General features: G+C 57.9%; 25 protein-coding genes. 4 read left to right on the top strand and 21 right to left on the bottom strand.

The features are described 5' to 3' along the window. Window position 1: 1 nt before the first annotated feature. The 8 genes from asd to ACOZ42_RS09530 all read right to left on the bottom strand — a co-directional run bounded on the left by asd (window position 2) and on the right by ACOZ42_RS09530 (window position 8,857). A complete protein-coding gene (gene asd / locus ACOZ42_RS09495; protein WP_003799579.1) occupies window positions 2–1,126 on the bottom strand; it encodes an aspartate-semialdehyde dehydrogenase in 1,125 nt (374 codons plus the stop codon). 45 nt (window positions 1,127–1,171) lie between these two features. Next, window positions 1,172–2,248 carry a 3-isopropylmalate dehydrogenase gene (leuB, locus tag ACOZ42_RS09500; protein ID WP_003799578.1) on the bottom strand — a complete coding sequence of 359 codons (1,077 nt, stop codon included), beginning with the start codon at window positions 2,246–2,248 and terminating at the stop codon, window positions 1,172–1,174. A 101-nt stretch (window positions 2,249–2,349) separates the two neighbouring features. Further along, window positions 2,350–3,000 (bottom strand): 3-isopropylmalate dehydratase small subunit, encoded by a 651-nt coding sequence (gene leuD, locus ACOZ42_RS09505; protein WP_003799577.1) that lies wholly within the window; start codon window positions 2,998–3,000, stop codon window positions 2,350–2,352. Window positions 3,001–3,013: 13 nt separating this feature from the next. Next, window positions 3,014–4,417 carry a 3-isopropylmalate dehydratase large subunit gene (gene leuC / locus ACOZ42_RS09510; RefSeq protein ID WP_003799576.1) on the bottom strand — a complete coding sequence of 468 codons (1,404 nt, stop codon included), beginning with the start codon at window positions 4,415–4,417 and terminating at the stop codon, window positions 3,014–3,016. Window positions 4,418–4,919: 502 nt separating this feature from the next. Then, a complete protein-coding gene (locus ACOZ42_RS09515) occupies window positions 4,920–5,747 on the bottom strand; it encodes a M48 family metallopeptidase (RefSeq protein ID WP_003799575.1) in 828 nt (275 codons plus the stop codon). 65 nt (window positions 5,748–5,812) lie between these two features. After that, window positions 5,813–6,874 carry a chorismate synthase gene (gene aroC / locus ACOZ42_RS09520; RefSeq protein WP_003799574.1) on the bottom strand — a complete coding sequence of 354 codons (1,062 nt, stop codon included), beginning with the start codon at window positions 6,872–6,874 and terminating at the stop codon, window positions 5,813–5,815. Window positions 6,875–6,970: 96 nt separating this feature from the next. Next, complete coding sequence (locus tag ACOZ42_RS09525) at window positions 6,971–8,437, bottom strand: protein adenylyltransferase SelO (protein WP_003799573.1); 1,467 nt, start codon at window positions 8,435–8,437, stop codon at window positions 6,971–6,973. Window positions 8,438–8,446: 9 nt separating this feature from the next. Continuing rightward, window positions 8,447–8,857: a DUF2069 domain-containing protein gene (locus tag ACOZ42_RS09530; protein ID WP_003799572.1), complete on the bottom strand. Its 411-nt coding sequence runs from the start codon at window positions 8,855–8,857 to the stop codon at window positions 8,447–8,449. Between the two features lie 80 nt (window positions 8,858–8,937). Between ACOZ42_RS09530 and ACOZ42_RS09535 the strand changes: the two genes are divergently transcribed. Then, window positions 8,938–10,290 carry a YihY family inner membrane protein gene (locus ACOZ42_RS09535; protein ID WP_003799569.1) on the top strand — a complete coding sequence of 451 codons (1,353 nt, stop codon included), beginning with the start codon at window positions 8,938–8,940 and terminating at the stop codon, window positions 10,288–10,290. Next, window positions 10,274–10,735 carry a CBS domain-containing protein gene (locus ACOZ42_RS09540; RefSeq protein WP_003799568.1) on the top strand — a complete coding sequence of 154 codons (462 nt, stop codon included), beginning with the start codon at window positions 10,274–10,276 and terminating at the stop codon, window positions 10,733–10,735. Before ACOZ42_RS09535 ends, ACOZ42_RS09540 begins: the two co-directional genes overlap by 17 nt. Window positions 10,736–10,756: 21 nt before the next feature. Here ACOZ42_RS09540 and dusA read toward each other — a convergent pair whose 3' ends face one another. After that, a complete protein-coding gene (dusA, locus tag ACOZ42_RS09545; protein WP_237714390.1) occupies window positions 10,757–11,749 on the bottom strand; it encodes a tRNA dihydrouridine(20/20a) synthase DusA in 993 nt (330 codons plus the stop codon). 203 nt (window positions 11,750–11,952) lie between these two features. On the opposite strand from dusA, the gene ACOZ42_RS09550 reads away from it, so the two are divergent. Beyond that, complete coding sequence (locus ACOZ42_RS09550) at window positions 11,953–12,924, top strand: homoserine kinase (RefSeq protein ID WP_003799565.1); 972 nt, start codon at window positions 11,953–11,955, stop codon at window positions 12,922–12,924. Between the two features lie 14 nt (window positions 12,925–12,938). Continuing rightward, entirely contained in the window at window positions 12,939–13,715 is a 777-nt protein-coding gene (locus ACOZ42_RS09555) for a BPSS1780 family membrane protein (protein ID WP_003799563.1), read from the top strand. A gap of 370 nt (window positions 13,716–14,085) precedes the next feature. Here the strand turns inward: ACOZ42_RS09555 and ACOZ42_RS09560 are convergent, their stop codons facing one another. From ACOZ42_RS09560 to ACOZ42_RS09615, 12 genes are all read right to left on the bottom strand, one after another. After that, a complete protein-coding gene (locus tag ACOZ42_RS09560) occupies window positions 14,086–14,952 on the bottom strand; it encodes a type II secretion system F family protein (RefSeq protein ID WP_336579434.1) in 867 nt (288 codons plus the stop codon). After that, on the bottom strand, window positions 14,949–15,797 hold the full coding sequence (locus ACOZ42_RS09565; RefSeq protein WP_059317560.1) for a type II secretion system F family protein: 849 nt from the start codon (window positions 15,795–15,797) through the stop codon (window positions 14,949–14,951). Before ACOZ42_RS09565 ends, ACOZ42_RS09560 begins: the two co-directional genes overlap by 4 nt. Then, the gene (locus ACOZ42_RS09570; protein WP_426345076.1) at window positions 15,794–17,467 is read right to left on the bottom strand and encodes an ATPase, T2SS/T4P/T4SS family; all 1,674 of its coding nucleotides are present in this window, start codon (window positions 17,465–17,467) and stop codon (window positions 15,794–15,796) included. Before ACOZ42_RS09570 ends, ACOZ42_RS09565 begins: the two co-directional genes overlap by 4 nt. Further along, a complete protein-coding gene (locus tag ACOZ42_RS09575) occupies window positions 17,457–18,785 on the bottom strand; it encodes a type II and III secretion system protein family protein (RefSeq protein WP_003799555.1) in 1,329 nt (442 codons plus the stop codon). Before ACOZ42_RS09575 ends, ACOZ42_RS09570 begins: the two co-directional genes overlap by 11 nt. Window positions 18,786–18,823: 38 nt before the next feature. Further along, on the bottom strand, window positions 18,824–19,705 hold the full coding sequence (cpaB, locus tag ACOZ42_RS09580) for a Flp pilus assembly protein CpaB (RefSeq protein WP_059317558.1): 882 nt from the start codon (window positions 19,703–19,705) through the stop codon (window positions 18,824–18,826). Next, window positions 19,702–20,322 carry a hypothetical protein gene (locus ACOZ42_RS09585; RefSeq protein WP_426345077.1) on the bottom strand — a complete coding sequence of 207 codons (621 nt, stop codon included), beginning with the start codon at window positions 20,320–20,322 and terminating at the stop codon, window positions 19,702–19,704. Before ACOZ42_RS09585 ends, cpaB begins: the two co-directional genes overlap by 4 nt. Before the next feature lie 2 nt (window positions 20,323–20,324). Then, window positions 20,325–20,921, bottom strand: coding sequence for a hypothetical protein (locus tag ACOZ42_RS09590; RefSeq protein WP_003799551.1), 597 nt, complete (start codon window positions 20,919–20,921; stop codon window positions 20,325–20,327). Next, window positions 20,918–22,180 (bottom strand): hypothetical protein, encoded by a 1,263-nt coding sequence (locus ACOZ42_RS09595; protein WP_240208628.1) that lies wholly within the window; start codon window positions 22,178–22,180, stop codon window positions 20,918–20,920. Before ACOZ42_RS09595 ends, ACOZ42_RS09590 begins: the two co-directional genes overlap by 4 nt. Then, a complete protein-coding gene (locus tag ACOZ42_RS09600; protein ID WP_003799547.1) occupies window positions 22,177–22,434 on the bottom strand; it encodes a hypothetical protein in 258 nt (85 codons plus the stop codon). The genes ACOZ42_RS09595 and ACOZ42_RS09600 overlap by 4 nt, the downstream gene beginning before the upstream one ends. Window positions 22,435–22,707: 273 nt before the next feature. Then, the gene (locus ACOZ42_RS09605) at window positions 22,708–23,403 is read right to left on the bottom strand and encodes a fumarylacetoacetate hydrolase family protein (RefSeq protein WP_003799545.1); all 696 of its coding nucleotides are present in this window, start codon (window positions 23,401–23,403) and stop codon (window positions 22,708–22,710) included. After that, complete coding sequence (gene ppa / locus ACOZ42_RS09610) at window positions 23,400–23,936, bottom strand: inorganic diphosphatase (protein ID WP_003799543.1); 537 nt, start codon at window positions 23,934–23,936, stop codon at window positions 23,400–23,402. The genes ACOZ42_RS09605 and ppa overlap by 4 nt, the downstream gene beginning before the upstream one ends. A gap of 28 nt (window positions 23,937–23,964) precedes the next feature. Then, complete coding sequence (locus ACOZ42_RS09615) at window positions 23,965–25,467, bottom strand: heme biosynthesis HemY N-terminal domain-containing protein (protein WP_426345078.1); 1,503 nt, start codon at window positions 25,465–25,467, stop codon at window positions 23,965–23,967. Window positions 25,468–25,470: the final 3 nt, after the last annotated feature.

Here is a 25,470-nt window from a genome sequence, read left to right on the forward strand (position 1 = left end):
ATCAGAGCTCGCCCAGGGCAATACGCAACATGCGGCGCAATGGCTCGGCAGCACCCCACAGCAACTGGTCGCCCACCGTGAAGGCGCTCAAGTACTCGGGGCCCATGTTCAGCTTGCGCAGACGACCTACCGGGATGTCCAGCGTGCCAGTCACGGCAACCGGCGTCAGCGCTTCTATCGTGGCCTGACGCTCGTTGGGCACGACCTTGGCCCACTTGGAGCCCTCCGCCAGGATGTCCGTGATCTCGTCCAGGGGCACATCACGGGTCAGTTTGATGGTCAGTGCCTGACTGTGACAGCGCATGGCACCAATACGTACACACAGGCCGTCGATAGGAATGTGCTTGTCCTGTGCACCGCGGCCCAGGATCTTGTTGGTTTCCACGCCGCCCTTCCACTCTTCACGCGTCATGCCGTTGCCCAGGTCGGAGTCGATCCAGGGAATCAGGCTGCCGCCCAGTGGAACACCAAAGTTTTTCTGAGGCAGATTGGGATCGCGCTGAGTCTGCAAGACACCGCGATCAATATCCAGAATGGCCGAAGCAGGATCGTCCAGCAAGCTGGCAACGGACTGGTTGATCAGGCCAAACTGCGTCAGCAGCTCACGCATGTGCTGAGCGCCACCGCCCGAGGCAGCCTGGTAGGTCATGCTGGTCATCCACTCAACCAGATTCTGGTTGAACAGCCCCCCCAGGCCCATCAACATGCAGCTGACCGTACAGTTGCCGCCAATGAACTGCTTGCCACCTTTGGCCAGCGCCGCGTCAATAACAGGACGGTTGATGGGGTCCAGCACGATCACGGAGTTTTCATCCATGCGCAGCGTGCTGGCCGCGTCAATCCACAAACCGTTCCAGCCGGCGGCACGCAGCTTGGGGTAGATCTGGCTTGTGTAATCTCCACCTTGGGCGGTCACAATAATGGGCAGCTTTTTCAAAGCGTCAATATCGTGAGCATCCTGCAATGGGCCAGCGCCATCAGCCCACGAGGGAGCTGCGCCGCCAGCATTGCTAGTCGAGAAAAACACCGGCTGAAAAAGGGAAAAATCACCTTCGTCGCGCATGCGCTGCATGAGCACGGAGCCCACCATCCCACGCCAGCCGACCAAACCTACCGCTTGAGTCATGGTAATACCACCTGGATATATAAAAAAATAAAACGATAAAAGATACTATCGCAAAGCCTTGAGCACTGCATCCCCCATCGCGCTGGTGCTCAGCAATTGACAACCGTCTTCGTAGATGTCGCCGGTACGCAGGCCCTGCTCCAGCACGCTGGCAACCGCCGCCTCAATGCGTTTGGCCTGATCTTCTGCATTGAGCGAATAGCGCAGCAACATGGCGGCAGACAAAATGGTGGCCAGGGGATTGGCTTTGTTCTGGCCGGCAATATCGGGGGCCGAGCCATGGCTGGGTTCGTACAAGCCTTGCTGGGAGGCATTCAGAGAAGCCGAGGGCAACATACCGATCGAGCCCGTAAGCATGGCGGCTTCATCCGATAGGATATCGCCAAACAGGTTGCCTGTGACAATCACGTCGAATTCTTTTGGCGCACGCACCAATTGCATGGCAGCGTTGTCCACGTACATGTGGCTCAATTCGACGTCCGGATACTCACGGGCCACATCAATCATGATGTCGCGCCAGAACTGGGATGTTTCCAGCACATTGGACTTGTCCACGCTGCACAAACGTTTCTGCCGTTTTTGTGCGGCCTGGAAACCCACGTGGGCAATACGGCGCACTTCGCTTTCGGCGTAGTGCATGGTGTCGAAACCCTGACGCTCGCCTGCGAAGTTACCCTCTTCCACGGTACGCACGCCACGCGGCTGGCCGAAGTAGATATCGCCCGTCAGTTCACGCACGATCAGGATATCCAGACCCGACACGACTTCTGGTTTCAAGGTGGAAGCGTTGGCCAGTTGCGGGTACAGGATGGCGGGACGCAGATTGGCGAACAGGCCCATAGCACGACGCAGGCCCAAAATGGCCTGTTCGGGGCGCAGGTGGCGCTCCAGCGAGTCATATTTCCAGTCACCCACGGCACCGAACAGCACGGCGTCGGAGCGTTGAGCCAGGCTCAAGGTTTCGGGTGGCAGGGGGTGACCGTGCAAATCGTAAGCGGCGCCGCCCACCGGGGCCACGGTCATCTCCAGATCCAGGCCCAGAGCGCCCAGCACACGCTGAGCCTGTTCGGTAATCTCGGGACCGATGCCGTCACCGGGCAATACTGCAATTTTATGAGTCATGATCAATGGGACGTAAAAATGAGAGAGTGGAAGGGAAAGGTTCCGGCCCGATCGCCGGAACATCCCAACAAAATCCTAGCGGGACGATCTTGCGCCTGGCATCAGGCCCCTGGCTGGCCCACCAGCCAGGGATGACGGGCCAAACGCTCGGCCTCGTACTGACGAATCATGTCCGCCTTTTGCAAAGTCAGGCCGATTTCATCCAGTCCATTCAAGAGGCTGTGCTTGCGCGATGCATCAATGGTGAACGGCAGCTCACGACCTTCGGGCGTAATGACGCGCTGTTCAGCCAGGTCAATACGCAATTTGTAGCCAGGAAAGGCTTTGACCTCATCGAACAGACGGGCTACATCCAGCTCGTTCAATACAATGGGCAACAGCCCATTCTTGAAGCTGTTGTTAAAGAAAATATCGGCAAAGGACGGCGCGATAATGGCGCGAAAGCCATATTGCATCAGGGCCCAGGGGGCATGTTCGCGACTGGAGCCACAACCGAAATTCTTGCGGGCCAGCAGCACGGAGGCGCCCTGGTAACGGTCCTGGTTCAACACAAAATCCGGGTTCAGCGGACGGCGGGAATTGTCCATGCCAGGCTCGCCGTGGTCCAGATAACGCAGCTCATCAAACAGATTGGGGCCAAAGCCGGTGCGCTTGATGGATTTGAGGAACTGCTTGGGGATGATCAGGTCCGTATCCACGTTTTCCCGATCCAAGGGAGCGACCAGACCTTCATGAGTAGTAAATGCTTGCATGGTGTGGATTTCCTCAGTTGAACGAACGCACGTCGACAAAATGGCCCGCAATGGCGGCCGCTGCGGCCATGGCCGGGCTGACCAGATGGGTTCGTCCACCCTGCCCCTGACGTCCTTCAAAGTTACGGTTGGAGGTTGAGGCACAGCGTTCGCCCGGCTCCAGGCGGTCGGCGTTCATGGCCAAACACATGGAGCAGCCTGGTTCGCGCCACTCAAAACCGGCATTCAGAAAAATCTTGTCCAGCCCTTCCTGTTCAGCCTGACGCTTGACCAGGCCAGAGCCGGGGACGATCATGGCCTGCTTCACATTGGAAGCCACTTTGCGCCCTTTGGCCACGGCGGCTGCGGCGCGCAAATCTTCAATGCGGGCGTTGGTACAGGAGCCGATAAACACGCGATCGATACGGATATCAGTCAGGGGCATATTAGGCGTCAGGCCCATGTACTCCAGGGCACGCTCCATACCATTACGGGTGACTTCATCTTTTTCTTTATCGGGGTCCGGCACCCGGCTGTCGATGGGCAGTACCATTTCAGGCGAGGTTCCCCAGGTCAGCTGAGGGGTAATCTGACTGGCATCAATCTGAACCACGCGATCAAACTGCGCCCCTTGGTCAGTATGCAAGGTTTTCCAGTACGCAACGGCCTGATCCCACAACGCGCCTTTGGGCGAATAAGGTCGACCACGCAGGTACTCAATGGTTTGCTCATCGACGGCAACCATCCCTGAACGAGCCCCGGCCTCAATCGCCATATTGCACACGGTCATGCGTCCTTCCATGGACAGGGCACGAATGGCCGAGCCACCGAACTCAATGGCGTAGCCCGTTCCCCCGGCAGTGCCGATCTGCCCAATGACATACAGGATCAGGTCTTTGGCCGTGCAGCCAAAGGGCAGCTTGCCATCCACCTGAATCAGCATGCTTTTGCTTTTTTTCATCAGCAAGGTCTGGGTGGCCAGCGTATGCTCAACTTCAGAGGTGCCAATACCGAAGGCCAGAGCGCCCACGGCACCGTGCGTACTGGTGTGAGAGTCGCCACACACCACCGTCATGCCGGGCAAGGTAGCCCCCTGCTCAGGACCGACAATATGCACAATGCCCTGACGCACATCATTCATGCGAAATTCGGTAATGCCAAACTCTTCGCAGTTGGCGTCCAGGGTATCGACCTGCAAACGCGAAATGGGATCTTCAATGCCATTCTGACGCGAGGTGGTGGGGACGTTATGATCTGCCACCGCCAGATTGGCACTGACGCGCCAAGGCTTGCGTCCGGCCAGAGTCAGACCCTCGAAGGCTTGCGGGCTGGTCACTTCATGCAGCAAGTGGCGATCAATGTAGATCAAACAGGTGCCATCCGTGTCCTGATGTACGACGTGTTCGTCGAACAACTTATCGTATAAGGTTTTTGCCATTGCACTCTCGCGATTCAGTTGTGATTGCGTCCCGCAGCACACGGGGCGCACTAAAATTTGCACTTATTATGACAGGCGCAGTAACTGGGACAAGACCAATCACCATCCTAGTATTGGAACTACCACGATAGGACGCTTTCCCCGAATCCAAGGCAGACACTCAAGCCATATTCTGCTTCGCGCAGTCAACTCCCGTGATTCACAGCCAGGGCTTGGCTAAAGAGTGATAAGCACCACTCGCCTCCCCGACTAAACGCTGTCACCCTAGGCCTCATTCAGACCAAACTGGCGCTGGACAAAAGCAGCCTGGGCAAAGTGTTGGTCGAGCGGGTGTATTGACACACTTCACCAATCAAGGACGGCTCTTTCTGTCTGGACATGCATGCCACCTCGCTGGGCAACCCGGGTGTGGCGAACGCCAAGCATGGGCAAGTAAACCGCGTTCCATAAAAAAACCCAAACCGGTACCGGTTTGGGTTGTGGTCCGAACGCGGTCACCCCGTCACGGCTTGGCCGCCTGCTGATACAAGGGCATGACCCGCTCCGAGATCGCCTGCAAATCTGCAATGCGAGTTGAGGACGCCGGGTGAGTCGACAAGAACTCGGGCTGGGCTCGGCTCTGCTCCAAAGACCCCATTTTCTGCCATAGCGTCACGGCAGCCCGTGGGTCATACCCTGCACGAGCTGCCAATTCAACACCGATCAAGTCTGCCTCGGATTCATGCGTGCGACTATTGGGCAATTCGAACATCACTTCACTCAGCGTGCCGCCCAGATCATTGACCGCTTGTACCCCTGTCAGGGCGGACAAGACTGTCAGCCCCAAGGAAGTCGCCATTTTCTGGGACACCTGCTCGCGTGAGTGCTCTCGCAAAGCGTGCGCGATTTCATGACCGATCACCGCTGCCAATTCAGCGTCGCTAGGGGCGATGCGCTTGAGCAAACCACTGTAGACCGCAATCTTGCCTCCGGGCATGCACCAGGCATTGACCTCGTCCGCATTGATGACATGCACCTCCCAGTTCCAGGCAGGAGCATCGGCACGGAACGCGCCAACCTGTCCAATCAAACGTTGAGCGATCGCTTTCACCCGCTGAGTCTGGGCAGCGTCCGTATCCAGCGCCTTTTGCTGGCGTGCTTGCGACAGGACCTGCGCATAGTTCTGGGCGGCAGCCTGATTCAGCTCGGCCTCAGAGACCAGATTGGAGATGAACTGTTTGCGTTCGACCCCCACTGCCCCGCTTTGCGTGGTCTGGACCGACGCACAACCCGCGCTAGCCAGTATCAAACCGACCGCCAAGACGCGTTTTCCGTTCACAATACCTTTCATGATCAGCTCCTGCAAACCAACCTGACTAGAAAATGACGTGCCGGCCTCCGGCGCAAACCCTTACATCAGACTCCGCATTGCGAGCGGTGACGCAAGCAATGATCCATCAGCACAATGGCCAGCAAAGCCTCGGCAATCGGTGTGGCACGAATACCCACGCAGGGATCATGACGACCCAGGGTTTGAACCTCGACCGCTTCTCCGGCCCGATTAATGGAGGGGCGCAGGGTACGAATGCTGGCGGTCGGCTTGATCGCCAGCGAGACGGTAATGGCCTGCCCTGAAGAAATACCACCCAGCACGCCCCCGGCCTGATTTGTCTTGAATCCATCCGGGTACAGCGCATCACCATGCTCTGAACCTTTTTGGGTGATGCAATCAAATCCGGCCCCGATGGAGACACCTTTAACCGCATTCAAGCCCATCATGGCGTGAGCAATATCAGCGTCCAGACGGTCATAAATCGGCTCTCCCCAACCGGCAGGCACCCCTTCGGCCACCACTTCAATGCGGGCCCCAATGGACTCACCTTCTTTGCGCAGCTCGTCCATATAAGCTTCCAACTGCGGCACCACATCCAGATCGGGGGCATAGAAGGGATTTTGCTCGACCATGTCCCAGCTTTTGAACGGAATGGCGATGGGGCCCAGTTGGCTCATATAGCCGCGAATCTTGACGCCGACGTGTTCGGCCAGCCATTTCTTGGCAATCGCCCCCGCAGCCACAGTAGGCGCGGTCAAGCGAGCCGAAGAACGCCCCCCTCCACGCGGGTCACGGTTGTCGAACTTTTTCCAGTAGGTGTAATCGGCATGACCGGGACGGAAAGTATCGAGCAGATTGCCGTAATCTTTGCTGCGCGCATCGGAATTGCGAATCAGCAGACTAATGGGCGTGCCGGTTGTGCGGCCTTCGTAAATGCCGGACAGAATTTCCACCTGATCAGGTTCGCGGCGTTGGGTTACATGGCGCGATGTGCCTGGACGACGGCGATCCAGCTCAAACTGAATGTCCTGTTCAGACAGCTCCAGACCCGGAGGGCAGCCATCGATCACTGCGCCAATCGCTGGACCATGGGATTCGCCGTAATTCGTGACGCGGAAGCTTTTACCTAGAGTATTGCCGGACATAAAGAAAGTGAACGCAAAGAAATGGAAAATTAAAAGTCAGGCACGATTATGGCATTGTTCCCGAATCCGGACATGCCCTGGACCGCGCCCGGTCTTTTAGGAAGAACAACTGACGGCCAGTTCCGCACTGCCTTCAGGCGGCGGCATGGCATAGGCCTCAAAACCGGCCCGCTCGGTGTAAGGATCTCGCAGCAACATCAGCAAGGTGTCAATTTCGCTGGCATCGTCCTTGGCAGCCGCCTGAATGGCCTGCTCGGCCAAGTGGTTACGCAAGACATACAAGGGATTGACGCGATTCATGGCCTCGCGCTGCTCAGGCGTGTCGGAGCCGTCCAGAGTCAGACGTTGGCTATAGGCTTGCCACCAGGCCCGAGCCTGATCTTCTGAGCCATCAAACAGGCTCAGAAAGGCCTCAGGGGCCTTGCTGGCTTGTGCCAGAGCACGGAAGGACAAGGTGAAATCCGCCCCGCTGTTATGCAGCAAACGCCACCAGTCATCGACCAGTTGGGCATCGTCCGCCCGCCAGGTACGCAGGCCGAACTTGGCCTGCAAGTTGGCGTGATAGCGATTCAGGAAACTGGCTTCGAACGTCTGTAAACGCTCTTTCACCACTTCCACATCCAGGCCCAGCACCATCAAGGCACTGGCCAGGCGATACAAGTTCCAATGCACAATCGCAGGCTGCGCATTCCAGGCATAACGGCCTTGATTGTCGCTGTGATTGCAGACGTGATTCACACGAAATCGGTCCATGAAGCCGTACGGGCCGTAATCAATGGTCAGGCCCAGGATGGACATATTGTCGGTATTCATGACTCCGTGGCAAAAGCCGACGGTTTGCCAGTCCGCCACCATCTCGGCACTGCGGCGCGTGACCTCCTGCAAGAAGCGGCAGACGCGCTCCTGCTCCGAATCGCCGTCCTGGCGCAGTTCGGGATAGAAATCGCGCAGCACATAGTCCAGCAGCTCACGCAAGCGCTCGGCGTCGTTCGCCCAATGCTCAAATGAGCCAAACCGCACAAAACTCGGGGCGACGCGGGTGACAATCGCGCCCGTTTCCACGCTTTCACGATAGACAGGCGTATCGGAAGTGACCAGCGCCAACGCGCGACTGGTGGCAATGCCCAGACCCGCCATCGCCTCACTGGCCAGATACTCACGCACACTGGAGCGCAGCACGGCACGACCGTCACCCATACGGGAATATGGCGTTTTGCCCGCGCCTTTCAATTGCAGCTCCTGAGGGCCTTCGGGCGTATCAATCTGTCCCAGCAGATGCGCCCGGCCATCACCAAGCTGCCCTGCCCACACACCGAACTGGTGCCCGCTATAGACGGCCGATACGGTCAGCCCCCCGGGCAAGGGAGACTGGCCACTGACGACATCGAGAAACTCTGGCTCGCCCAGGCGTGACACATCCAGACCCAGTTGCGCCGCCAGCGCCTGATTGACATGGAGCAAACGGGCATTTGCCAAAGGTTGCGGCGGCACTGCCGTATGGAAAGCCGACGGCAGATCGGCAAAATGATGACTGATGGTCAGACCATCGAACGCACTGGACATACGCCCCCCTCAGGCTGATTTGGCGGCTTTGGCAGCCTCGGCTTTTTCGGCTTTGCTGCGCTGCTTGGCCGCTTTTTTGGCAGGCCAGAGATAAAAAATGGCGCAGAAATAATAGATCAGGGACAAGACAATTTCTGCCACCGCCCAGGGTAAAACCTCTGCGACCGGATCGGACCAGGCACGCATGACCCCTTCTGCGAAATACAGAAGAATCATCATGGACGTCCATTGCAGCGTATATAAATTGCCCTTGAGCACGCTGCGCAACGGCAACACCAGAGGGATGACTTTCAGCGCCAGCCAGGAGCCGCCCGGTTTCAGGGGCGCAAAATGCAGCTCCCAAGCCAGACACAAAACAATCAAGGCGACCAAGGCCAGGGCCGCCACTCGATGAAGTATGGGGTTTAAAGGTTCATGCATGCTGTTATTATCACCTGAACCCTGTCGAAAAGCAGCGTCCGCCGCATCAAACCGCTATGAAAAACGACGAGAATCCTCCTATGCCCTCTGAGCAAGCTGAACCCACAGACTTGAACCCAGACACAACAGACCCTGCTGTCGGGCAGAAGCCCCCGCCACCCACTGCCAGACACCACTTTTTGAATGTGCTGCGCTTTGCGATCAAGCGGGTAGCAGAAAAAGATCTGATGAAGGTGGCCTCCAGCCTCACCTACACCACGATTTTGGCTATTGTGCCTTTATTGACCGTGGTGCTGGCCCTGTTCACGGCGTTCCCCCTGTTTCAGGAATTTGAACATGCCCTCGAAGGGTTTCTGACGCGCAATCTGATGCCCGAGGTGGTTTCAGAGAACGTCATGCTGTATCTGAACCAGTTCGCCGCCAAGGCCTCGGGTCTGACGGCAGTAGGCAGCTTGTTTTTGATCGTCACCTCCATCATGCTCATCATGACCATTGATGAGACGTTCAACAATATTTTTCAGGTCCATGTTCAACGTCCGCTGGGCCAGCGCCTGTTGGTGTACTGGGCCATTATTTCCCTAGGCCCGATTCTGACCGGTGCCAGCTTGTGGGCAACCACCATTCTGGCGCGCGAGTCCATGGGGTATATCGGGGACTTGTCCGGTATTGTGTCTTTCGCCCTGGCCTACGTGCCCTTTTTGTTCACGGCGCTGGGGCTGACTGCACTGTTCATGTACGTACCCAACCGGCGCGTATGGTGGCGCGATGCGCTGATCGGCGGGGTCGTGACAGCGGCCCTGCTGGAGCTGATGAAAGCCGGCTTCGCCTTTTATCTGACCCGCTTTCCCACCTATACGATTATTTACGGCGCCTTTGCGATCTTGCCGATCTTCTTGCTGTGGATCTATATCTCCTGGCTGATCGTCCTGCTCGGAGCTTCCATGGTCGCCATCTTGCCCGACTGGCGAGGCCGCAACTGGGTCAAAACAAATGTGCCCGGCATCGCCTTTACCGACGCCGTCAATCTGCTCCATCAACTCTGGCTGAACCGCCAGAACCCGGAAGGCCTAAGCGTCAGAGAGCTCAGCCACACACTGGAACGAGACCCCGACGAGCTCTACAACGTTTTATGCCAGCTCAAGTCCATGGGCCTGATTGCCGATACCCAACTGAACAATGACGAGCAATGGGTATTGAGCTGCGATCTGCGGCTGGTCAGTCTGAATCAACTTATCACCGCATTTTTGCTGGACCGCGCCCATACGCACGAGGGTCCGCTAGAATATGTATTCAACTACCTTTCTCAGTTTTTCGATCAGCGACTCTCTAATCTGGAAGCACTGTTCGAGTCGCCGCAAGGCATTCTGACAGAGCAACCAGCCATACCAAACGCCGATCCCGGTCAGGAGACCCAGTATGCTAAAAGTCAGTGAAATCCTGCGTGTCAAGGGAGACACGCTTTATACAGGCACCCCCGAAATGACCGTCGAAAAAGCGGTGCAGAGCATGAGCGAGCTCGATATTGGTTCGCTGGTGATCATGGAGCACGGTCAGTTGGTGGGTATGTTGACCTTTCGCGAGATCATTCGCCACTGGCACGCCCATGGCAATAAGGCCCCAGGCTTTACCGTACGCAGCATCATGGATGACGCCCCCGTCAGCGTGACTCCTAATACCAGTGCCGACGAAGTCCAACGCCTGATGCTGAACAACCACGCACGCTACATGCCCGTCATGGATGGCCCGGTGCTGATGGGTGTGATTTCCTTCTTTGACATGGCGCGCGCCATTGTTCACGCTCAGCAGTTCGAGAACAATATGCTCAAGGCGTATATCCGCGACTGGCCGACCGATTCCGAGGCTGCCAGCGCATCCTGATCCATCCGATTCGGGCCCGTTTTACTGGCGACTCTGCAATTGCTCCCAGGCCTGCGCAAGCAGGCCTGGATCGTTTTTGGACAGCCACGTGTGGTCCGACAAGGTACGGCGCCACTGACGTGCGCCTTTTTTGCCATGCGGCCAGCCGAGCATGCTTTTGATCACGATACGCAAGGGCACACCGACTTGAACATGATGCCGGGCGTAATCAATCATGCGCTCGACCACGGTGTTTTCGTCCATCAGGGGATGTTCGGGCCACAAACGACGATGTATCTCGCTTAAGACGGCGGGCGTATGCCAGGCCGCCCGCCCCAGCATCACCCCATCGAACTGCTCTTGCAAGGCCACCGCCTGATCAGGCTCCTGGATGCCTCCGTTCAAGATAAACAAGGCCAGGGGAAAGTCTTTTTTCAATTGCAGCGCCATGTCGTAGCGCAACGGTGGAATTTCCCGATTATCTTTGGGCGACAGACCTTTCAATACCGCATTGCGGGCATGCACGGTAAAGACACGGCAGCCGGCTTCAAACAAAATCCCGACAAAGTCGCGTACAAAATCGTAGGACTCGTTGTAATCCAGACCCAGCCGGTGCTTAACGGTAACAGGCACCGATACCGCATCTTGCATCGCTTTGACGCAATCGGCCACCAGGCGCGGCTCGCTCATCAAACAGGCACCAAAAGCCCCTTTCTGGACTCGCTCCGACGGACAGCCACAATTCAGATTGATTTCGTCGTAACCCCACTTCTCACCGGCCAGGGCGCTGGTGACCAGGGCGTCCCGGTCACTGCCACCCAATTGCAGGGCAACTGGATGCTCCGCCTGATCAAAGTCCAGATGGCGCGCCTGATCGCCATGAGTCAAGGCGCCGGTCGTGATCATCTCCGTAAACAGCAAAGCGCGTGGCGCTAACAGACGATGAAAAAAGCGGCTGTGGCGATCGGTCACGTCAATCATGGGCGCCACACTCAAACGCCACATCTGGCTGTCCGGCATCACAAAATTAGTCATAAGCAAGGGAACAGATGGCCTGACTTCAGGCCTGATACGAAGAAGAAACGTTCATTTTAATGGTTTCAGACCGGCACAGGATGAAGATAAAGCGCGGTAAATTGTCGCAAGACTCCAAAAAGGCGGCGCACTGGTCTAAAATCGGCCGTTTGACATACTTGCGCGCCCGATAGTGCGCCAACAACCGGACCCTCACTGAAAGCATGGCTGTTTTTACTTCTGTCAGCGAACTTGACGCCCGCGAACTGCTGGAACACTACACAATTGGCGAGTTTGTTTCCTTACGCGGCATTACCGCCGGCATTGAAAACACCAATTACTTTCTGAGCACGACCCAGGGTGAGTATGTTCTGACCTTGTTTGAAGTTCTGACCCAGGAACAACTGCCTTTTTACATCGAACTCATGCACCACCTGGCCGCCAAAGGTGTGCCGGTGCCCCAGCCCATGACCCGCCGCGACGGCAAACGCATTTGCGTCATGCACGGCAAGCCCTGTTCGATCGTCACGCGCCTGCGGGGAGGCTACGAGCCCGAGCCCACCGTTGAGCACTGTCGCCAGATCGCCCGCACCCAGGCCCAGGCCCACCTGGCGGCTCAGGATTTCCCGCTGGAGCAACCCAATCTGCGGGGGCTGAGCTGGTGGAAAACCACCGTGCCGCAGGTGCTGCCTTTTCTGGACGACAGCCAGGCTGAGCTGATCCTGGCCGTCCTGCAGGAGCAGGCTGAATTTGCCGACAGCGACACCTACCGCTCCTTGCCCAAGGGGCCGGCCCACTGCGATCTGTTTCGCGACAATGTATTGTTTGCGGGTACATCGGACGCTCCGCAAATGGGGGGCATCATCGACTTTTACTTTGCCGGCTGCGATACCTGGTTGTTTGATGTGGCCGTCGCTGTCAATGACTGGTGTATCGATCGGCTCAGCGGAGCCCTGAATCAGGAAAAGACCCAGGCCTGGCTGCAGGCCTACGCGCAGGTGCGTCCTTTTACCGAAGCTGAGCATGCCGCCTGGCCTATACTGATCCAGGCTGCCGCACTGCGCTTCTGGATCTCGCGCCTGTACGACTTTTATCTGCCCCGCCCCGCTCAAACCCTCAAGCCGCACGATCCACGGCACTTTGAGCGCGTACTGCGCCAGCGTCGCGAACAGGCTGTGCCGACGCTTCCTCGATAAACACGGATACTGATATGCAAGCTGCCAAACTTCCCTTTCTCTACGGGTGGTACTGGATTCAGGAAGGGTTGCGTTTGTTCAAGCTGCAACCGGCCGCCCTGTTTTTCTGGAGTTTGATTACTTCCATCCTGATCAACCTGAGCAATATCTTTCCCATCTTCGGGCAGATGGTGCTGATCGTGCTGGTCCCCACCATGACCTTCATTATCCAGAATGCCTGCCGCCGCATTGATGCCGGGGAAGTGATGCGTCTGGGCATGTGGACCGAACCCTTAAAGCCGGTGCCCGTGCGCAACCGACTCATCAAGCTGGGCTTTATTTACCTGTTGGCCTGTCTGGCCGTGGGTTTTATTGCGACCTTCCCCTTTGTCAGTGAATTGTCGCAGTTGATGGATAACCGCGAGGCCAGCCCTGAAGCCATCATGGCGGCGTTTCGCAAACCTATCTTCCTGTTCTTTATCCTGTACCTGGGTTTATCGGCCTTGTTCTGGCACGCTCCTGCCCTGGTAGGCTGGCACGCCATCCCGGTCAAGCAAGCCCTGTTTTTTTCCATGGTAGCTTGCTGGCGTAACAAAGCCGCCTTTCTGCTCTACGGCCTGTGCTGGGCTGCCGCCTTCTTCACCATCCAGACACTGGGCGAGCTGCTGCTGGGTGCCGGTTTAAGCCCGGGCACAGCCACTTTGGTGCTGACACCTATCAATCTGGCAATGGCGGCTATCCTGTACGCCAGCTTCTACCCGGCTTACCGCAGCGTGTTTGGTGACTCAATCCGCGACCAACACCGCATCTAAGGTCGATTCATCCATACCCCGCCCCCTGACCGCCGCAGCTGTTGCATAGCAGCGGCCCAGGGGGCAAATTGTTCTGGCCTTGACAGTGAGCCGGCTGGAGCCTCCAACACCGATCTGGCCCGCATGAGCCAGCACACCCTCCCAGGCGATACCGAAGGACAGAATCTTAAGGGTTGATCGCGATCGTCCAGAAAGCAAATATCCAAGGGCTGGGTCATTCCCCACAGATGCACCGCAAAGCAGGGGCGCAGCCAGACCGCCGCCACACAGCCATTCGTCTGTGGTAGCGCTTTCAAACCTCGCCAACGCGTCCAAAAAGTGCGGGCTTCCAGCAAATAAATAGGCTGCAGCATTGCGCCCGGAAGGCTCGTCATCCTGCCCCTCCTGCCAACCAGGGCCCGAGCAGGCTCATGGCGATCACCAGAAATGTGCAGGGAAAAATGCACACCACTAAAGGGGCCAATAAGTACACCGGTAGCTTGAGCGCTCGTTGCTCGGCTTCAAGCTGCAGATGGGCGCGCAGCTTTTCCGCCTGCGATCGCAGCAACAAGGCCAGAGACAGGCCTGTGTCTTGCGCCAGTTCCAAAGACAAGGCCAATTCCTCCAGCTCCACCACTCTGAATGTCGAGGCAATCTTGCGCATGGCCTGGGGCAAACGTCTGCCTGCCCGAAGCTCTCCCTGCACCTTGTGCAAACTGATCGACAAACTGCCCTGCGGGGTGGCCTCCAAGGCACGTGCCCAGGCTTGTTGCAAGCCCAGACCCGACTCTACCGCCAGCACCAACAAATCCAGGAAAAACGGCAGATCCCGTCGGCAGCGAACATGATGTCGGCGCTGAAGCGCTCTACCTCGTGAGGCTGCCTGCAGCACACTCAGCAGCAAACCGGCCGCAGCCATTCCCAGAATATCCATCAGGGCGCCACCCCAACTCACGTACCAGGCCCCTATCACGGTCACCAGCAAAATGAGTATGGCCACTCGCTGACCCAGGTAAGCTTGCATCTGACGGGTATAGGCTCCCCACGATCGCTCCGACCACTCATGTACAAAGGGCAGGGACAAACACAGGCTCACCCCCTGGGCAAACGGGGCTTGCCAGGCCTGCCATGCAGCCTGCCCCAAACTGCTTCCCCCTTGCAGAAAAAACAGGTAGCGCTTGCGCCAGGCCCATAAACAACCCATTACCAACAGGACCGCACTTGCAGCAGACAACAGCCAGATCAGGGAAAGTGTCATTCCCCGTCTCCTTGCAAGATCCTATGCATCCACCAAAGCCCAACAAGCAACATGGCGCCGATGATGGCACTTACCCAAAGACCGATGATATTGAACCAGGCTTGCCTGAATGCATGGGAATCCAACATGTACAAGGCACCAGCCACAAAAGCTGGCAGACAAAACATGATTCGCGCTTGCAAGCGCGCCTGGGCAGTCAGCGCAAGGATTTTGTCCTCGATGTTCACGCGTGCCCGAATCGTCTGGGCCAGTATCTTCAGACGCTCGCCCAAACCTGCGCCCGTGCTTTGCCCCATTTGCAGTGCGCTGGTCACCATCGCGAGCTCGGACACCGGGACGCGCAGCAAGAGATTTCCATAGGACTCCCGAGGACTTAAACCTACCCGCTGCTGGCGCAAGAGCAAGCGTAGCTCTGGCCCCAACGGGGCCGGCAAAGACTGCGACAGTTGCTGCATGGCAGCTTGCAAGGCCAGTCCTGCCTGCAAGCTCAAGGCCAATGACAAGACAAAATCCGGCAACTGCCGTCGAAGCAGCTCCAGCCGTCTTCGTTCCATCCAACGCAACACCACCAATGGTGTCGCCGCAACAAACACTGTTACAGCGACTGCCAGCCAGAACGACTGAATCAGCCACCACGCCAGCAATAAGCTCACGGGCAAGAGTCCCCAGGCCAGGCCCCCAAGATAGTGACTGCGCACAAAAACAAAATGTGACTGCAAACTACGTTCAGACTGTCCGAGCAACTGCTGTCTGTAATGCATGAGCAGCCGGTGCCCCAAACGCAAGCACACATAGGCCAGCAGGCCAGCGCCACAAACTGCCAGCAAGATACTCAAAAGCCTCATGCTTGCTCCCCTGACTGAAAGAGATGTTCGGACCTGAGGCCACTGGCTGCAAAGCCCAGTTCAGGGCGATAGCAGTACAAGGTCTGTAACTGGATACGCTGCGCCTCGATGCCGGTAAGCTCCACAATTTCATGAACCAGGCGCCTGCCATCGGGCAAGCGGCTCAGTTGCACGATAATATGCAAGGCCCGGGCGATATGTTCACGCACCACCTGCAAGGGCAAGTCCAGACCAGCCATCAACACCATGCCTTCCAGACGCGACAAGGCATCCCGAGGCGTGTTCGCGTGCAAGGTTCCCATTGAGCCTTCATGCCCGGTATTCATGGCTGACAACATGTCGAAGGCCTCCGCTCCACGGCACTCCCCCACCACGATCCGGTCAGGCCTCATCCGCAAGGCCTGGCGCAGCAAACTTCGTATATCTACCTGTCCCTGACCCTCTGCATTGGCGGGGCGGGCTTCCAGCGCAACCCAATTGCTATGCTGCAGCTGCAGCTCGGCCGCATCCTCCAGCGTCACCAGGCGCTCACCCTCATCAATACAGGTACTGAGAACATTGAGCAGTGTGGTCTTACCGGTCCCTGTTCCACCGGACACCAGAATATTGCAACGCCGTTGCACTGCCTGCCGCAGAAATGCGCCCATCTCTGAAGACAGACTACCCATCTGCAACAAATCCTCCAGACCGAGGCGGCGCTTGGGAAATTTGCGTATGGTCACGCAGGTTCCCTTGACGGCGATGGGCGACAGGACCGCATGGAAACGGGACCCATCTGCCAGTCGCCCATCCACGGCCGGAGAACTGATATCCAGGCGTCGTCCCAGCGGCGCCAGAATTCGGTCGATGACGGCGCGCAAGGCTGCATCGCTACTGAACACCATGGGATGAGCCTGCAGCCGTCCGGCCTTTTCCACAAACACCCGGTCATAACGATTGACCATAATCTCCGAAACAGCCGGGTCAGCCAGCAAAGGCTCCAAGGGCCCCAGACCCACCGCCTCCGCGCATACACTGGCCTGCAATCGGGCCTGCTCATGGGGCGGTAGCGCACATTGCGTCTGAATCAGACGGCCCAGACAATCAAACGCCTCCTGTTCAAGCTGCTTGTCCGTTACGCGAGACAGATCGCGACGCTCCAGGTCCAAGGCCGATAACAAAGCCTGGTGCAAGCGCTGCTGCTCTTGCCTGAACAGCTCGCTGTTTGATAAAAGTGGCGCCCCCTGCCCCTGCACATGTTCAATCTGCTCCTTAGCGGATGTCTGATCCGCTTTGGACGGAGCAGACACTGATACAGGTATGGAAGCAGCAGTTGCTACGGCCATCGCCGACACCCGCGTTTCTGGCTCAGTCATGGGGGGCGCAGAGCCAGGTCGTGGTGGCGACCCCAAGCCAGCAATGCGCAGTTTGAACCCCCCGGCAGTGAGCACGTCACCGACACGCAACGGCCCATCGTCGTACACCCTTTTGCCGTTGAGCTGCACCCCTGTCAAGGAGCCATGATCCTGGATATACACCGCTCCCGCCCGATTCAGCAGGCTGGCATGCTGACGCGCGATACGCCAGGAGGGCAGGACTACGTCACAGGCCGGGTCGCGGCCTATGAGCGCTGGCAAACGAAGGGTGCAGGAACGAGTTGTCCCCAACTCCGACTCAAGTTCAAGGTTCAACACGAAACACCTCGCTCTGTGGCTCTACCCATTGCGACCATCGACCTTGGCGGCTCCCCTCGGACAGGGCACGAACAGGCGTATTCAACCGCGGTGCATCAGGGAAGCCCTGCTCCAGCCACTGAGCGGCATTCGCCTGCCGGGCCAGCAAATCAGGATGTTCGGCCGCCACCAAAGTGGGGGTCACAAATACCGCCAGCTCTGTTTCCTGCCGGGCAAACCGTTCAGAACGAAACAGGGCTCCCAATACCGGCAGACTAGCCAGTCCCGGCAAGCGATCCATATGCATGGACTCTTCCCGCGATATGAACCCGGCCAAGACCAGTGTTTGACCCGAACGTACGTTGAACTCGGTCGACGCCCGCCGGGTTTTCAAGGATGGCCCGGCAGGCTGGGACAGACTGGCATCCACGGAACTGACTTCCACCTCGATCTGTGATCGGACCAGCCCCCCTCGCTCGACGCGCGGAACGATGCGCAGCGATACACCGTAGGGCTTGAAGCTGGTCCTGCTGTTTCCTTTGTCGTCGGTGGTGGTATAAGGCAGCTCGCCCCCTGCCAGAAATTCGGCCTGTGAACCGCTGCGCGCCAAAAGCTGCGGTTGGGCCAGCACCAACGCGTGGCCCTCCTGCGCCATGGCCTGGACGCGTGCGGACATCAAGGCCCCGACGCCAAAAAAGGCGGCCCCCTGACTGGCAGGAAAAGCCAAGGGAAGCACCGCTTCGCCAGGACGATCCAAAAACTGATGCGTCGCTGCGTCCCAGGCACCGCCCATGCTCAAGCCACCTTGGGACTGCCCCTGCCAGCGTACACCCAATTCGCGCAAACTGTTGCGCGGCACCTCGACCACCTGCACATCAAGCAAAACCATGGGCTCCCAACCATCTTGCTGCGTGAAATCCAATAATTGGGGATGCTCCTGGCTCAAGGCCTGAATACGCTGCTTGTCCTGATCACTCAGTCCCTCTCCTTCCAGCACCAGCTTGCCGCCTAGTTCACTGATGCGAAGCTCTGGAATACGCTCCAACAAACTTCGTAACTCCGCCAAAGTCTGCCTGTGATTTTCGGGTAGCACCTCAATCTGATAAGACTGGCTTTTTCCTGCCAGAGACCAGACCTGCACTACCGTGCTGCCCGTCTTGCGTGCGAACAGAATCAGCTCACCGGACTCGGTCGTGACCGCATGGACAATATCGCCATCTCCTACCGCCACCCGCTCAACCTGCGTATCAGGCAGCACCATCAGCTCACCGACTTGCAGCCCCAGATCCCGAGCTGCACTTTGCACGCTGACGAGCAGCAAGGCGGCAACAAGCATTCCCAACACCAAGCGCCTAGACCCCGATCGATTCATGCTCATGGCTGCGGTCCCAATGAAAAGCTGTCAGGCATATCAAGCCAGCCCAGACGCTCTGCTTCTGCCTGAACCTGCTGCCCTCCCGGCCTGTTGCCATACAGCACCTGCACGGGCGGCCTGGCCACCACACTCTGTCCCAGCCCCAAAATATCAGCCAGCTCTCCCCGGACTGCCGCCTGATGGGGAGTGTGGTCCTCGGGGTTACGCAACAAAGCACTGATACGCCCATGCTGCCTGGCCGCCAGCAACTTCAAGGCATCGTCGGGGCCAACATCCAGCGTCAAGGTGTTGTAGACATCCTTATCCGTGCGCATCGTTGCAGAAGCCTCACCCGACTTTTGCCCAGTCGCCAGAACCAGTACCGACTGCAGCAAAGGAGCCGTCACCCGCCTTTGTCTGTCCTCGAAACTGACATAGATATCAATCAAGTCTCCTGGCCGGATCAGGCCCGACACCGAGCTGATCGCATCGACCGGCACCGTCAAGGCACGCCTGCCGGATAAGAGCTGCTGAGAGAAAGGGCCGCTGGCCTCCTGCACATGCGCATTGCTAATCAGATCACCTGCCCGTAATGGCTGGCTGAGTACCCGTCCCAACAAGTTCTCAAACTGTGCTGCGTCCCAGCTATCGCTGGGCACCAAGTCGGCAGGAAAGGCTCGCGCCGCCAGATGCTCCGCTTGCAGCACCGTTCCCGCAGGCAGGCTGGAGGCCGCTACCACCCTGTCCAGATGGGCACGCTGCGCAGCCTGTCGCAAAGCCTGCTCCTGCCGCTCCAGGTAACGGCTGCTGGCCCCCGCCGCCATCAGGCCAGCCAATAAAGCCAGGAGGCCAAAGCCGACGCTGGGATGACGGCATAGCCAAAGAAATTTTGCCCGAATCATGACGCCTCCTTCTCACAGGCACGGCAGATCACGAGCAAATAGGCTTGCTGCTCGTGTTCCAGTTCCATTACATCTAGTTCGGCGGGACCTCTTCGCCAGTAACGTCCATCCGTTTCCGCACCCCACTTGTTGCGGCGCAACTCCGCTTGCCAGCCTGGCTCAGCCAGCAGCAGCCAGCTTTGCGCCTCTCCCGGTTGTTCGTGTTGCCACAAAACGGTGCCAGCTACGGGTGCTACTGCCTGAATATATGAGGGAACAACCGTCTGAGCCGGCTCGGAAACACTTAACAAGCCTGACAGAGTGGGTGCCGCTATATCGTCCACCCACAGCACACAGTTTCTGCCATCACGAGCGCGCAGAATGATCCACTGCGCTTGCAGGCGGATTGCGCCATAGTGGCTACCGCAGAACGGCTCAAGACTGTCTGACAAGACGTGTGCCTCCAGATCGGCTGTCAGTCCCCAGCTCTGTATGGGCCCAAGTGCGGTCTGCGTGATCTGCCCTTGATCCCAATGAATCCTTGCATCCGGAACAGGGCCAGACACGGTCTGTGTTTTGACAGGCAGGGGGCTCAGCATCCACAAAAGTAATAAAAACAAGGCATATACCCGTCTCATGCTCACTCCCTGCCTCGGTGATCGGGTGAAAAATCCTGCCAGGGTCCCAACCAGTCCAGGTCAACGTCTGCCCGCCCCCACGCGGCATCCAAGGGACCCGCAACCCGTATTGTGTCCTGCGCCGCTCGCCTGCTAGATTCCATCGCCTGTGCCCAGGCCGTTCTGCTGCTTTCAAGCCGCCGTCGCGCTTCTTGTGTGGAGGCCGCCTGCCCCGCAGCAGCCCACAAGTGAGACTGCCGTTGGAGTTGTGTTAGGCGGGTCAAGGAACGCAGCCACTGTGGCCACGGAAGGGAAAATCGTGACTCCACCGCCCAGAAACCATCTGACAGGCTCAAAAGCTCCTGCTGCAAAGACGGCGCGGGCGATGTAGGGAGCTCCAGAAAACCGGCAGTCACCGTGCTGGGACTCGGAGAAGAGCTCAGAGAAACCGGCGCTCCTTGGGCGTCATGCAGGAACAGGCTCAGATGCGTGGCTTGCTGCATCTGCTGCAAGCGGTACTGTTGCTGCATCAGCCAACGCCCTGCCATCACCATCAGGGCCAGCACCATGCCCAGCAAGCAGGCCTCCAGTAACGCCATCCCTTGTTGCCGCTCGCTCATGATCGCCGCCTCCCTGCGTCCTTTAGTCGCGCCTGCCAGAAAGGCATAAACAGGCTGGGCTTTGGGCCTGCCCCAGCATCTGTGCTACCCGGAGGCAAAGAGAAAAAAGACTGGGCGGCTGCCCGGGTATAAATGGTCTGCCCCAGATGACCACGAGCCTGCAAGGTCAATACCAGATCTGGCCCCTCATTCCGTCTGGAATCAGCCAGCGCATACCCCTTTACCCACGGACGTTGACTCCAGGGGCGGGCATCGCGCCGCGCCCAGGACTGCGCCACGGTATTGCTCTTAGCCGACAACAAGGAACTGTTACCCTGCTCCAGCGCCCACTTCCAAAAACTTTGTCCTGAAAAGTCCTGCGGCGCATCAATCCCGGACGCACCCGCTGGCGTCTGTAAGGCCCATGCCATGGCATATTCGCGAAAGTAACAGCCTATCCAACGATTGGAGCGCACCATATGCATGGACTGCGTATCGTTGGAATGCCAACGGCCCAGATGATCAAGCGCGGTGCGGCCAGCGCGACGCAATCGATGCTGCCACAAAGGACAACGCCGATCGACGCCAGGGTAGGAGCGGGCCTCGTAATCACGCGGAGCCAGAAAGCCGTACAAAGAAATCAGATGCCTCAGACCGCTATCCCATTGTCCTTGCCCTGACTGCAGCAGGAGGAACTGAGGCCAATCGTCCTGTTCGGTGTGCCAACGAATCACCTGCTCCGGCCAATCTGGCAGGCTGCCGTCCAGAGTGGCTTGAATAATGGCTTGTCGTCGTTGTGGCAAGCCCTGCACCAACTGTTCCTGAGCTTGCGCCAACACCTCATAAATCACATGTTGATGTGCTTGAAAAGCCTGCTGCAAAGCGTCCTGATTATCTCCGGCCGAACGTGCCCGGGTGTACGCCAGGCCATGCGCAGAACCAAACATCATCGCGACCAAGTGTGCAGGCGGATTGGCCCGACGCACCTGTCCGGACTGTGTTTGTGCTGCCCTGTCCCAGGTTGCCAGCGTCAGCAGGTGCCCGAGGGCAAGCTGATGTCCCAACTGCGCCCGATTGATATAGGCCAGTAGATTCAAGGTGCGCGCCTGTTCGGTTGCCGCCCCATAGGCCGCCGCATCCAGCACCAGGGACAAGCGTCCTTGTTGCTCCGCGATCTGGTTCACATGAAAGTAGCCGCCCCATGCAACAGACAGGAGCGCCAGCGCGATCAGGCCCCAGGCCAGTGCCGCACCTTGTTGCGGATGGATGGGGCGTCTCATTGCGCGTTGCCTGTAAAGGATTTCAGGCTCTTGGCAGCGCCTTGAGCGGCCGCCGCTGATGCAGCAGATTGCGCTTGTTGTGTCTGCTCGGAGCCGTCCTCGCCGGCCAGCTCCTTGGCCATGGCTGCGGTCTGGTTGCGAATGACCTGACCAAATGACTGATAAACGGCGATGGCTGCCACGGCAACCAAAGCCACAATAATCAGGTACTCGACCATGCCCTGCCCGCGCTGTCGTCTGGTGAACTGTCTCATTGGAATCTCCCAAAAGTCAGTTCACAGTCTGCCTGCCGTCAGGGGGCCGTACTATTCGGAAAAGCCGAGCGGGACGGCTTTGTCTCGCCAGCCTCTATACGCCAGCAGCGCGCAAGACCTCGTTATTCGTGTCAGCATCCGATCACTCAGCACGTTTCCTTTGCTCCTGCTCGTCTGCTGCTTCTTCGTCAGACCGGAAAGACAAGGGGCCCCAGGGCTGACAGTCATAAAAAAACCCGCCTGATGGCGGGTTTTTCTTCAAACTCATATAGATCAGACCAGACGAACGTCTATGCTGCCCAGACCCTCGATCACCCCGTGCATCACATCACCACGTTCCACCGAGCCGACACCGGCCGGGGTTCCCGTGAAAATGATATCACCCGGGAACAGCTCGAACAGACCTGACAGATAAGCGATGGACTCAGCGACATTCCAGATCAGCTGATTCAAATCGCCAGTCTGGCGTCGCTCACCGTTGACGTCCAAGGTAATGGCCCCTTGGGATAGATCGCCAATACGGCTACGAGGCACCAGCGGGCCCGTCGGTGCGGAGTGGTCAAAGGCTTTGCCCACTTCCCAGGGACGACCGGCTTTCTTGGCTTGCGTCTGCAAATCCCGACGGGTCATGTCCAGACCCACCGCGTATCCCCACACACATTCAGCAGCCTGCTCCACCGTCAGATCACGCCCGCCCTTGGACAAAGCCACGACGAGCTCGATCTCGTGATGCAGATCCTGGGTGCGGGAAGGATAAGGCATGTCGCAGACTTGGCCGGGCAGCACATTCAAGATGGAGTCGGCCGGTTTGCAGAAGAAGAAAGGATCTTCGCGCCCGGTAAAACCCATTTCCTGTGCATGCTCGACATAATTGCGGCCGACGCAATAAATGCGGCGTACAGGAAAAACCTGCTCACTGTCCTGTACGTTCAGCGCCGCAACCGCTGGCGTGGGGATGACGGTACTCATTTTGCCTGGCCGTCAGCAAAACGCTTGGCGCCGTCTACCAGTTCTTTCTTGGCAGCTTCGATGCCGTCCCAGCCCTTGACCTTGACCCATTTGCCTTTTTCGATGTCTTTGTAGTGCTCGAAAAAGTGCTTGATGCGCTCCAGCTCTTCAGGCTGCAGATCTTCAGGCGACTTCACGTTGCGGTACAGGGGGTACAGCTTGTCGGTTGGCACAGCCAGTAGTTTGGCATCACCACCGCCTTCATCATCCATGTGCAGCACGCCGATAGGGCGGCATGGAATAACCGCACCGATCTGGATGGGGAAAGGAGCAATCACCAGCACGTCAACCGGGTCGCCATCATCCGAAATGGTCTGCGGAACGTAACCATAATTGCAGGGGTAGTGCATGGCGGTCAGCATGAAGCGATCCACAAACACCACGCCGTTTTCGTCAACTTCGTATTTGACGGGGTCCGAGTTCATGGGAATTTCGATGACTACGTTGATCTCGTCGGGCAGTTTTTTGCCAGCTGGTACGTGGGCGAGGCTCATTCGTGCAAACCTTTAAAAATAAAAGAAATTAATCATTGGATCGTCGAGGACGATCCGAAGTTTGAGAGAGATCGACCCCGGGAATGGGAGCCGTATCAAAGTAATCATCCAAATCAGCGGAAGAGCTCAGGCTGTCTTGTTCCGGTTTTGCAGCAGGCACAACAGGCTCTGCAACCACCGGCAAAGGCCGACCCTGATCGGGTAAATCCTCGGCCACGACGCTGGCTGCGTAGGTGTAATGCGGCAGGCCCTCGTCCTGCGAGGGCAGGCTGTCAGCATCGGTATGGCTGGGGTCATGACGGGTATCGGCCGCTGGCAAGGCGGTGCTGACGGCTAGAACCGGTAGGGTCCCCGCCATGGACGCGGCCTTGCGCCAGTACGAAACAGCCTCGTCGTGACGCCCCAGGCTATCGTACAGATTACCCAACAAGGCATGATTGCGCAGATCGCCCTGAATTTTCAGACTGCGCAACAAGTAATGCTCACCCTGCCCCCACAACTGGCTGGTCAGGCACAAATGACCCAGCGTGGACAACAGAACCGGATTATTGGGCTGGCTACGCAGCCATTCCTCGGCCTTGGCCAAGCGACGCCCCACAAACTCCGGCGGACATTGGGCATAGGCTTCGAGCAGACGACTGTCAAAGCTAGCTGCGATTGCTGGCTCCAGGATACGACCGGCTTCTTCATAATTGCCGTCGCGCTCCTGAATCAAGGCAGCCTCCAGGGCCACACCCGGCAAGGTTTTCTCTTCAGACTTCAGATCGGACCACAAGGCCTTGAACTGCTCTGCCCCGCCGGCGCACAATCGAGCGGCAGCCGCAAATTCAATGTGACCTAGCGCCTCTTGGCGTTCAATGCCACTGCGGCGCATCAGCAAGCGAGTCAACTCATACACACGTTCGGCATTGCCTTCTTGCCGATAAGCACGCAACAACAAACGAGTGGCATGCAAATGGCGGGAGCTGGCATCCTGCAAATCCTGAAGCAGCTCGATCGCTTCTTGCGTGCGGTGCTGATCCAGATACAGTTCAGCCGAGGCTACGGCACTGGCTTCTTTCAAACGCACATCATTGCCAGCGGCAGCACGGGCGGCGGCCAGCGCCTGATCACGCTGAGCAATTTGCCCCTGATAATGTGCGGCACGCGCCGCTGCCAAACCGGCCACGACTTTGCTTGACTGCGAGCGGGTCTTGCTCATCAGCTTCATCAGGTCTTTTTCAGCTTGCTCGTAACGACCTTCCAAAATACTGATCCAGCCTGTTTCCAGCAAGGTCTGGTCACGTCGCTGTGCACGGCGTCCCCGCCACAAGCGAAAACGCTCCGGGCCATCACCAAACCAGGCCAGCAAACGCAACAGTACATACAGCACAATGAACAAGCCCAGTATGCACAGAACCACGTAGGTCAATGAAGCACGGGCCAGATAATGCGGAGTCACCAGATAGACATTACCGGCATGCTCACGCAAGACCAGCGCCAGGGCAACCGCGGCGATAAATAGGATAAGTGTCCAAAACCAGGTACGCATAGT

Origin of the sequence: Alcaligenes sp. HNGD-HTN06 (genome assembly GCF_049932565.1) — a bacterium.
Taxonomy (GTDB): domain Bacteria; phylum Pseudomonadota; class Gammaproteobacteria; order Burkholderiales; family Burkholderiaceae_B; genus Alcaligenes; species Alcaligenes ammonioxydans.